We start from the raw sequence: 9,557 nt of genomic DNA, 5'->3' as shown, positions 1-9,557 counted from the left end.
ACGCCAGGCCAGTTCGCGGTCGAGCAGTAGGCCGAGGCGTTCATCGAAGCTCAGGCTGTGGCTGGCCGGCAGCGTCCATTGCTCTTCCAGGGCGCGGGCCATGCCGTCCAGGCGTAGCTGGTGCAGTTGATTCAGGGTGTGTTGCGGCATCATCGAACAGCTCCTGTTGCGGGGGTTGGTAGTAGTCGGCGCCACGGACGTTCTCGTGGTCGCCGGGTAAGGTCGTTTCGGCGGCACGCTGGGGCAGCGGCTGTTGATCCAGGCCTTGCTGGAGCAGGTTGCGCACGCTGCGCCCGGTGAAGGCGCGCAGGTGTACGGCACGTTCGGCAGCGGCTTCCAGGCGTGCATTGCCATAGCGCCGGGCCAGCGAGAGCAGGCCGAGGCAGGCGCGGTAGCCCATCTCCGGGTGCGGCTTGTGGGTCAGTTGGTGATCGATCAGTTGGCGCGTGTAGGGGCCGATCCGCGCGCCCCAGTCGAGCAGGCGTTGTGGCGTCCATTCGCGATGCGCCTGGTGCGCCGCGGGCATGTGCTCGCGCTGGGTACTGTAAGCGCCGCGTCGCCCCAGCAGCAGGTGGCTGGCCACCCGCCGGTTGCCATGCAGCACTTCCAGGGTGTGTGCCGTCAGTCGCACGTCCACGTTCTGCCGGGCCAGGGCGGAGGGCACGCTGTAGAAGCTGCCATTGACCTCGATGTGGTAGTCGATGCTGACCTTGCAGCGCTTGAAGGTGGCGACCTCGTAGGGATGCACCGGCAGCGCTCGCAAGGCCGGGCGATCCAGGCGCTCGAACCAGTCGCGCCGGCAGCCATCGAGCCGCTTGAACGGGCGCCGATTCAGATCCTCCAGCAGCTCGGCGATGGCCTGGTTAAGCGCATGCAGGCTGAAGAACTGCCGATGGCGCAGCCGCGCCATGATCCAGCGCTCGACCACCTGCACCGCCACCTCGGCCTTGGCCTTGTCCTGAGGCTTGCGTGGCCGTGCCGGCAGGATCACCGTCTGGTAATGACGCGCGCACTCCAGCGTGGCCCGGTTCAGGCCCGGCTCGTAGCGATCCGGCTGGGCGACCAGGGCGCGCGGATTGTCCGGCACAACCATTTCCGGCACGCCGCCAAAGTAGGTCAGAGCCTGGCCCAGCGAGGTCAGCCAGTCCACCTGGGTTTCGCCTGGCGTCGCGCAGGCATAGGTGTAATTCGAGGCGCCCAGGGCGGCGACGAAGATGTGCGCCCGGCGCACTTCGCCGGTGGCCGGGTCGACCACCGGCAGCGTCGGCCCGGCATAGTCGATGAATAGCTTCTCGCCCGCACGGTGCAGCTGACGCATCGAACGTTTGAGCGTCTGGGCGTAGCGCCGGTAGTGCTCGACGAACTGGGTGTAGCGGTAGGTCGGCTGGCCCGCATGCGCGGCGAGATATTCCTCCCACAGCAGCTGCAAGGTCACGCCCTTGCGTCGCAACTCGCGGTGGATGCTCAGCACATCGGGCAGCACTCGCTCACCGCGCGGCTTGTTCGTCGACGTCGGTGCAAACAAGGCGGCCGCCAGCGCGGCCTCGTCCATGGCCACCAGCGCCGGCCAGTCCAGCCCGGCCACCCGCGCCGCCGCGATGTACTTGCTAACCACGCCCTTGGACAGCTGCAAGGCACGGGCAATCTTCTCGTGGGACAAGCCGGCCTCAAACTTGAGGCGCAGACATTCTTTGATGTTTCGCATGGCTACTCGCGGCGCCGCCATCTTCCTCTCCCGAAATCGGTCGAGGATGGCGGCGCATCAGGTCATGCGCAACGAAGGGGAAGGCTTTCGCTAAGTCGTGACCGGCGATTTCGGTAAGCCGTGACCACCTGTTTCGGAACAGGCGGAAAATCGGTCACGTTGCTACCGAAATGAGCGGTCACGCGTTAGCGAAATGACCGGTCACGATCAACCGAAACGGCCGGTCACGGTGCTCCGAAATCCGCAACGCACCACCGCTGGCACACGCAGCACCAACAGCAGCACACCTATAGAAGCGTAAACCACCCATTCCTTCAGATCAGCCCGAACGATCCAGAGCATATGCAACAACCCAAGCCCCAGGATGAGATAAACCAGGCGATGCAGCTTTTTCCAACGCGCTCCCAGACGACGCTGACTGTAGCGATTGGACGTCAGCGCTAATAGCAAAAGAAGCACGAACCCTAGGCTTCCGACAAAGATATAGGGCCGCTTGCGCAACTCCACGCCCAACTGGGACAAGTCCAACCCCAGAATGAATACCCCATAGGCACTCAAGTGCAGCACTACATAGGCAAAGCACCACAACCCCAGTTGTCGGCGCACGGCTATCCAGCCCGGCCAGCCAGTTAGCTTCTGCATGGGAGTCATGGCCAAGGTAATCAGTAGCAGCACCAACGTCCCCAATCCCAGGCGATCAACCAGCACCTTGCCAGGATCAGGCCCGAGAACCGAGCCCCAAGCCTCATACAGCCAATACAGTGGCCAGATAGCCGCAGCGATAAAGACGCCAATACGCCAGAACGAATAACGCATCAGTAGTTCTTCCGCAGGTCCATGCCGCTATATAAGGAAGCGACCTCATCCGAGTAGCCATTGAACATCTGCGTTTCCCGCACATTTGGACTGAACAGGCTGCTGGGCAAACGCCGCTCACGCGCTTGAGTCCATCGAGGATGATCAACTGTCGGATTCACATTCGCGTAAAACCCATATTCATTGGCAGCAATACTCTGCCAGGTAGTCTTTGGCTGCTCATCCACCAAGCTGATACGCACAATAGACTTCACACTTTTGAAGCCATACTTCCAGGGAACCACCAGGCGCAATGGCGCACCATTCTGATTGGGCAGCTCACGCCCATACATGCCTACCGCAAGAATCGCCAATGGATTCATCGCCTCATCAAGACGCAAGCCCTCAACATAGGGCCAGTCGATCAAGGCAAAACCCGAACGCTGTCCCGGCATGCTCTTAGGATCCTGCAGCGTTTCAAAACGAATGAACTTGGCCTTGCTGGTTGGCTCCACTTGCTTGAGCAGCGCCGAGATAGGAAAGCCTATCCAGGGAATCACCATCGACCACGCCTCGACGCAGCGAAGTCGATAAATACGCTCCTCCAATGAGTAAGGCTTCATGAAATCTTCAAGGGCATAGCGCCCAGGCTTGGCGACCTCGCCGTCAACAACCACACTCCAAGGCTCGGTCTTGAGCGCACCCGCGTTAGCCGCCGGATCACCCTTGTCAGTACCGAACTCATAGAAGTTGTTGTAGTGGGTCGCGTCCTTGAACGGCGTGATCGCCTCATCCTTGACGGTTACGGCTTGCCAGTGAGTGCTCGCCAATTTGTCGGAGAACCACGCCGGCGCACGGCCCGGCTCCACATCGGCATAACGCGTCGCATCTTGCGCAGCCGCCCAACGGGGCAAACCCGCGAATGCCAGGCCTGCTACCGCACCGCCCAGCAAACTGCGTCGAGAGAGATAAAGAGATTCTGGCGTGACATCCGACTCATGGCAGTCAGACGCTTTGGGGAATTTGAATAACATGGCAACTCCGCAGCATTGGAGGACAGATGTACCAATAGACTGCGGAGTATGGAGGAAATTACATCACTCGACGCTTTTGCGACGACGCAGGTGCAACAGGTACTGGATCGGACCCGAAGCCGCATAGGCGAGGAACACCAACAGCAGGATGCGGGGTGGATCGCTGAACACCACGGCAAACACCAGCACTACCGCCAGAATCGCCACAAAAGGCACCCGCCCCTTCAGGTCCAGGTCCTTGAAGCTGTTGTACTTGATGTTGCTGACCATCAGCATGCCCGCCGCCGCGACCATCAACGCCACCAGGAACGACATCTTCGATCCCTGAATGCCGTAATCGCTGAAAGCCCAGACAATACCCGCCACCACACCCGCCGCAGCAGGACTGGCCAGACCGATGAAGTATCGCTTGTCGGCGGTTCCCACCTGAGTATTGAAACGCGCCAGACGCAATGCCGCGCCCGCCACATAGATGAAGGCAACCATCCAGCCAACCTTGCCCATATCGCCCAAGGCCCAGCCAAAGGCCAGCAATGCCGGGGCAACGCCAAACGCCACCATATCCGACAGCGAATCGTACTCGGCGCCAAAGGCACTTTGTGTATTGGTCATACGGGCTACGCGCCCATCCAGGCCATCAAGGACCATGGCGACAAAGATCGCAATGGCGGCAAAGGCAAAGTACTTGCTTGCCCCCGCCGCGTCCCCGGCACTCAAGGCGCTCTGGGCACTCATGGAACTGATGATGGAATAGAACCCCGCGAACAGGTTCGCAGTGGTGAACAGATTCGGCAGAAGATAGATACCACGATGCCGGACTTTACGGCCTTCAGCGTCATGCCCTTCTTCGACATGCTCATCGATCGGTAGCAGGCTTTCGGCGTCAGAGGCCTGGTTTGGCTCTTCGGGACGTTCGCTCATGGACAATACCTTGCAACGGTGTGAAAAGTTTCGACAGATACCCAGGGCCGCGATTCGGCCACAAAGGATCCAGCTTTATACCAGAACCTACCCGTCCAAACGAAAAAACGCGGCCTAGGCCGCGTTTTCCCTGACAAGACTCGAACTTAGTTCTTGGCTTTGTCGACGATTTTGTTGGCTCCGATCCACGGCATCATCGAACGCAGTTGCTCACCGATGATCTCGATACCGTGAGCGGCGTTGTTACGACGCTTGGCGGTCATCGATGGGTAGCCAGTAGCACCTTCGCTGATGAACATCTTGGCGTACTCGCCGTCCTGGATGCGCTTCAGAGCGTTGCGCATGGCCTGACGGGATTCCGCGTTGATGACTTCAGGGCCGGTCACATACTCGCCGTACTCGGCGTTGTTGGAGATCGAGTAGTTCATGTTGGCGATACCGCCTTCGTACATGAGGTCAACGATCAGTTTCAGTTCGTGCAGGCACTCGAAATAGGCCATTTCCGGCGCGTAACCAGCTTCAACCAGGGTTTCGAAACCGGCCTTGACCAGTTCAACGGTACCGCCGCACAGAACAGCCTGCTCACCGAACAGGTCGGTTTCAGTCTCGTCCTTGAAGGTGGTTTCGATGATGCCGGTACGACCGCCACCCACGCCAGCCGCGTAGGACAGGGCTACGTTCTTGGCGTTGCCGGATGCGTCCTGGTAGATCGCGATCAGGTCAGGAATACCGCCGCCCTTGACGAACTCGGAACGTACGGTGTGACCTGGAGCCTTCGGCGCGATCATGATCACGTCGAGGTCAGCACGCGGAACAACCTGGTTGTAGTGGATAGCGAAGCCGTGGGAGAAGGCCAGGGTGGCGCCTTTCTTGATGTTCGGCTCGATCTCGTTCTTGTACAGCTGGGACTGGAATTCGTCCGGGGTGAGGATCATGACCAGGTCGGCGCCGGCAACGGCTGCAGCAACGTCGGTCACTTTCAGGCCATGGGCCTCAGCCTTGGCAACAGTGGCCGAGCCTTTGCGCAGGCCGACAGTCACGTCAACGCCGGAGTCTTTCAGGTTGCAAGCTTGAGCGTGGCCCTGGGAACCGTAACCGATGATGGCAACTTTCTTGCCCTGGATGATCGACAGGTCGCAGTCTTTATCGTAGAAAACTTTCATGAATTTCCCCTATATCAGGCCGTTCCGGCCATTCGCTAATTTGAGTTAGATGCTCAGTACTTTGTCGCCACGGGCAATCCCGGTGACACCACTGCGTACGGTTTCCAGAATCGACGCGGTGCCGATCGATTGAATGAAGCTGTCGAGCTTGTCGCTGGTACCGGTCAGTTGAACGGTATACACGCTAGCGCTGACATCAACGATCTGCCCACGGTAAATATCGGTAGTGCGCTTGACCTCGGCGCGCTGGGCGCCGGTGGCCTTGATCTTGACCAACATCAGCTCGCGCTCGATGTGAGCACTTTCCGAAAGGTCCACCAGCTTCACCACCTCGATCAACTTGTTCAGGTTCTTGGTGATCTGCTCGATGATCTCATCATGACCAACCGTGGTGAGGGTCAGACGCGACAGGGTCGGGTCTTCGGTCGGTGCCACGGTCAAGCTTTCAATGTTGTAGTTACGCTGCGAGAACAGACCGACTACACGAGACAAAGCGCCCGGTTCGTTTTCCAGAAGCAAGGAAATGATGTGCCGCATGATTAAGTACGCTCCGTCTTGCTCAGCCACATATCGCGCATAGAGCCGTCTTTGATCTGCATCGGATAGACGTGCTCGCTGGTATCGACCTGGATATCGAGGAATACCAGGCGATCCTTCATGGCGAACGCTTCTTCCATCTTCGGCTTCAAATCCTTCAGGTCCGTGATACGCATGCCCACGTGACCGTAGGCCTCGACCAGCTTGACGAAGTCAGGCAGCGATTCCATGTAGGAGTGCGAGTGGCGGCTGCCGTAGCTCATGTCCTGCCATTGGCGCACCATACCCAGCACACCGTTGTTCAGGTTGACGATCTTGACCGGCAGACCGTACTGCAGGCAGGTGGACAGTTCCTGGATATTCATCTGGATACTGCCTTCGCCGGTGACACAGGCGACATCATTATCAGGGAAGCTCAACTTGACCCCCATGGCCGCCGGAAAGCCGAAGCCCATGGTGCCCAGGCCGCCGGAGTTGATCCAACGATTGGGCTTGTTGAACTTGTAATACTGCGCCGCGAACATCTGGTGCTGGCCCACGTCAGAGGTGACAAAGGCATCGCCCTTGGTCACTTCACACAGGGTCTCGATCACCGTTTGCGGCTTGATGATGCTGCCGTCGCCCTTGTCGTAAGGGAACAGGCCGCGATCACCACGCCACTCGTCGATCTGCTTCCACCAGCTGGCGACCGTATCCTTGTTAGGGGTCTCGCCGATTTCCTTGAGTGCCGCGACCATTTCAGTCAGGACGCTCTCCACTGGCCCCACGATAGGCACATCAGCCTTGATGGTCTTGGAGATGGACGCCGGGTCGATATCCACATGGATGATCTTGGCGTTCGGGCAGAACTTCGGAGCACCGTTGATAACCCGGTCGTCGAAGCGCGCACCAACGGCCAGGATCACGTCAGCGTGGTGCATGGTCAGGTTGGCGGTGTAGCTGCCGTGCATGCCAAGCATGCCGACGAACTGCCGATCGGTACCAGGGTATGCACCCAGCCCCATCAGGGTATTGGTCACTGGCAGATTGAGCATCTTGGCCAGTTCGGTCAGCGGTGCGGAACCGCCACCCAGGATCACGCCGCCGCCTGCATAAAGAACAGGACGCTTGGCCGCCAGGAGCATTTCTGCCGCCTTGCGGATTTGCCCGGAGTGACCGCGAACAGCTGGGCTGTAGGAGCGCAGCTTGGCTTTCTTGGGAAAAACGTATTCGAACTTTTCAGCCGGGTTAGTCATGTCCTTGGGGATATCGACCACCACCGGACCTGGACGACCTGATTGCGCCAGGTAGAACGCCTTCTTCATGACTTCCGGGATTTCCGAAGCGTGCTTGATCATGAAGCTGTGCTTCACGATCGGCCGGGAGATACCGATCATGTCGGTTTCCTGGAACGCGTCGGTACCGACCATGGTGCTAGGCACCTGACCGGAAATGATCACCATTGGAATCGAGTCCATGTAGGCGGTGGCAATACCGGTAATGGCATTGGTCGCGCCCGGGCCAGAAGTCACCAGTACCACACCGGCTTTACCGGTGGCACGGGCATAACCGTCAGCCATATGGGTTGCCGCTTGTTCGTGACGAACCAGGATGTGGGTCACTTCCGGCTCTTTGAACAGGGCATCGTAAACATGAAGGAGAGCACCACCCGGGTACCCGTAGATATATTTGACGCCTTCGTCACGCAAAAAGCGGACGAGCATCTCACCGCCAGATAAAAGCTCCACGTTGTTCACCTCTAAAACGCCAGAATACCGCCCTCAAAAGGGAGCGGGTCTTAATAGGTTTACTTCTCAGCAGAGCATGAGCGACGGTGGTCGCCGACTACGTCAGCACTGACTGAGCAAGTATTGGGAGCGCCCCAAAGTGTTGCGGGGTTTTCCCACCCAGCGCGAGGTAACGCGTTGCGGGTGTAGCACTTCGGCGCGGATGTGCGCCTCATGATCTGCTGAGTGGGTCTGCTTCTGGCAGTCCCTCTACAGCGGACTTTGGATTCTTCTGTTTCGTCCTCTTCAAGTCAAGTCGTCTATGTAGTTAATTCGAACTAAGCGCATGAGAACGCAAGAAAAAACTCAAAACCGGCAACTCTCTGCGCTTCAATTGCGCAAACTTCAGCAAGCTTCTCAGAAATACGAAGCCGGACTTTCGTCTGTGCCCTATTGCCAGATTGCCACGCACCGTATTGAACGACATCGCGAGAGCCGCGCGCAGGAAAGAACACGCCTGTTGAAGGGGCGGCCTATGGCGTCAGGAACGGAAGTGCAAGAGAGGAAAAGCAGCGACTGCCAGGCATACCTGGCAGCCGTGATTCAGCGGGTAGCGACGATGAGTTGATCAAACTCTTTGAGCAGAACTCGCAACTGCTGGTCGCGCCCCTGCATCGGGCGAGTGGAGAACACCATCTCAGCCATTTCCTGGATACCGGAAGCGTTGGGCAACGGCAAATCCTGCTCCAGGATCACCTTCATGCGCGGCAGGAAGATCCACTGCAGCCATTGCTCGAACTCCAGGGTGTCCACGGCAAAAGGCTGAGTACTGGCCAGCGCTTCAGCGCTGGGCACAGCCTCGTCCCACAGGCCCTGAACACGCAATTCACGCTCAATCAGCAGCAACTGCTCGGCGATCTTCGGAAAGCGCTCATCCATCACAGCGAGACTCGGGCTTTCTGCCGCGCCTGTGCAGCACCGGCGGCATCACCTTGCTTCTCCCGCGCCTGGGCAATCAGCTCCCACAAGCTAGCCTGCAGATCGGGGCGGCCATTGGCGAAGCTCAGGCCACGGCGGGCGAACTGTTCAGCCTGGGGAGCATCGCCCTGGGCCATGCGCACCTGTGCCAGACGGTAGAGCACCTGAGGCTCGCGCGGCGCGACACGCTGTGCACGCTCCAGGCTAGAGGAAGCACCATTCAGATCGCCACTGGATTGTTGTTGCTGAGCCGTGGTCAGCAGCGCCAGCACGGGCCCGTCCAATTGTTCATCGGCCGACAGACCACCAGCCCGGGCCGACGGAATCCCGCTCGGCGTCGAAGGCATGTTGTAGGTGCCCTGATTGATCGGTGCCGACTGATAACCGCCACCCTCCACCGGCCCCGGCGTAATAGGCCCGGAAGTCACAGGCCCCGGAGTGATCGGCGAGCTGCTGATCGGTGCCGACGCGGTTGCGCCGCCACCAGGGACCATCACCACCACCCCGGAATCTTCCGGAATGGCCCGAGCCTGAGCCTGCGCCGGACGCTTGATGGTCGTCTGGCGAAAGCCGCCGGTGGCGGAAATCCGCTCGCTGTTGGACACGGTAGTACCGGAGTCCACGACGGGAATGGAGCCGCGCTGCACGCTGGCGCAACCGTTGAGCAACGCCAGAGCTGTAATAGCTGGAACCCACCACTTGTTCACGTCAAACCCTC

Annotated in this window: 11 protein-coding genes (1 of these 11 running past the window's edge); 1 reads left to right on the top strand and 10 read right to left on the bottom strand. The window is 59.3% G+C overall.

Annotation, left to right across the window (positions count from 1 at the left end; all coding sequences use genetic code 11):
• The 8 genes from istB to BLV47_RS03820 form a co-directional block, all read right to left on the bottom strand.
• Positions 1–153, bottom strand: the 5' end (the start) of a protein-coding gene (istB, locus tag BLV47_RS03855; protein ID WP_062838242.1) for an IS21-like element IS1474 family helper ATPase IstB. 597 nt of this gene lie to the left of the window's left edge; the window shows 153 of its 750 coding nt (coding positions 1–153); its start codon is at positions 151–153; the stop codon falls past the left edge of the window.
• Positions 41–1,726 carry an IS21 family transposase gene (istA, locus tag BLV47_RS03850; protein ID WP_062838241.1) on the bottom strand — a complete coding sequence of 562 codons (1,686 nt, stop codon included), beginning with the start codon at positions 1,724–1,726 and terminating at the stop codon, positions 41–43. Before istA ends, istB begins: the two co-directional genes overlap by 113 nt.
• Before the next feature lie 186 nt (positions 1,727–1,912).
• Positions 1,913–2,521 (bottom strand): protein-methionine-sulfoxide reductase heme-binding subunit MsrQ, encoded by a 609-nt coding sequence (msrQ, locus tag BLV47_RS03845; RefSeq protein ID WP_092310081.1) that lies wholly within the window; start codon positions 2,519–2,521, stop codon positions 1,913–1,915.
• Entirely contained in the window at positions 2,521–3,534 is a 1,014-nt protein-coding gene (gene msrP, locus BLV47_RS03840) for a protein-methionine-sulfoxide reductase catalytic subunit MsrP (RefSeq protein WP_092310078.1), read from the bottom strand. Before msrP ends, msrQ begins: the two co-directional genes overlap by 1 nt.
• 63 nt (positions 3,535–3,597) lie before the next feature.
• Entirely contained in the window at positions 3,598–4,455 is an 858-nt protein-coding gene (gene pssA / locus BLV47_RS03835) for a CDP-diacylglycerol--serine O-phosphatidyltransferase (protein ID WP_092310075.1), read from the bottom strand.
• A 146-nt stretch (positions 4,456–4,601) separates the two neighbouring features.
• Positions 4,602–5,618 (bottom strand): ketol-acid reductoisomerase, encoded by a 1,017-nt coding sequence (gene ilvC / locus BLV47_RS03830; protein WP_007959661.1) that lies wholly within the window; start codon positions 5,616–5,618, stop codon positions 4,602–4,604.
• 45 nt (positions 5,619–5,663) lie between these two features.
• Positions 5,664–6,155: an acetolactate synthase small subunit gene (gene ilvN / locus BLV47_RS03825; protein ID WP_016964842.1), complete on the bottom strand. Its 492-nt coding sequence runs from the start codon at positions 6,153–6,155 to the stop codon at positions 5,664–5,666.
• A gap of 2 nt (positions 6,156–6,157) precedes the next feature.
• Positions 6,158–7,882, bottom strand: coding sequence for an acetolactate synthase 3 large subunit (locus BLV47_RS03820; protein ID WP_042940970.1), 1,725 nt, complete (start codon positions 7,880–7,882; stop codon positions 6,158–6,160).
• 325 nt (positions 7,883–8,207) lie between these two features.
• Between BLV47_RS03820 and BLV47_RS35255 the strand changes: the two genes are divergently transcribed.
• Complete coding sequence (locus tag BLV47_RS35255) at positions 8,208–8,489, top strand: hypothetical protein (RefSeq protein WP_143038236.1); 282 nt, start codon at positions 8,208–8,210, stop codon at positions 8,487–8,489.
• Here the strand turns inward: BLV47_RS35255 and BLV47_RS03815 are convergent.
• Both BLV47_RS03815 and BLV47_RS03810 read right to left on the bottom strand, forming a co-directional pair.
• Positions 8,465–8,800 (bottom strand): YqcC family protein, encoded by a 336-nt coding sequence (locus BLV47_RS03815; protein ID WP_092310072.1) that lies wholly within the window; start codon positions 8,798–8,800, stop codon positions 8,465–8,467. The genes BLV47_RS35255 and BLV47_RS03815 overlap by 25 nt on opposite strands.
• Complete coding sequence (locus BLV47_RS03810) at positions 8,800–9,546, bottom strand: tetratricopeptide repeat protein (protein WP_092310069.1); 747 nt, start codon at positions 9,544–9,546, stop codon at positions 8,800–8,802. Before BLV47_RS03810 ends, BLV47_RS03815 begins: the two co-directional genes overlap by 1 nt.
• Positions 9,547–9,557 lie beyond the last annotated feature (11 nt).

Source organism: Pseudomonas saponiphila (genome assembly GCF_900105185.1).
Taxonomy (GTDB): Bacteria; Pseudomonadota; Gammaproteobacteria; order Pseudomonadales; family Pseudomonadaceae; genus Aquipseudomonas; species Aquipseudomonas saponiphila.
Note: the sequence above shows the minus strand (reverse complement) of the source record. Positions and strands in the feature narration are given on the sequence as shown.

Coding starts and splice junctions, on each gene's coding strand:
- ilvC (WP_007959661.1), bottom strand. CDS start 5,618: ATGAAAGTTTTCTACGATAAAGACTGCGACCTGTCGATCATCCAGGGC.
- BLV47_RS03815 (WP_092310072.1), bottom strand. CDS start 8,800: ATGGATGAGCGCTTTCCGAAGATCGCCGAGCAGTTGCTGCTGATTGAG.
- BLV47_RS35255 (WP_143038236.1), top strand. CDS start 8,208: ATGAGAACGCAAGAAAAAACTCAAAACCGGCAACTCTCTGCGCTTCAA.
- ilvN (WP_016964842.1), bottom strand. CDS start 6,155: ATGCGGCACATCATTTCCTTGCTTCTGGAAAACGAACCGGGCGCTTTG.
- istA (WP_062838241.1), bottom strand. CDS start 1,726: ATGGCGGCGCCGCGAGTAGCCATGCGAAACATCAAAGAATGTCTGCGC.
- msrQ (WP_092310081.1), bottom strand. CDS start 2,521: ATGCGTTATTCGTTCTGGCGTATTGGCGTCTTTATCGCTGCGGCTATC.
- pssA (WP_092310075.1), bottom strand. CDS start 4,455: ATGAGCGAACGTCCCGAAGAGCCAAACCAGGCCTCTGACGCCGAAAGC.
- msrP (WP_092310078.1), bottom strand. CDS start 3,534: ATGTTATTCAAATTCCCCAAAGCGTCTGACTGCCATGAGTCGGATGTC.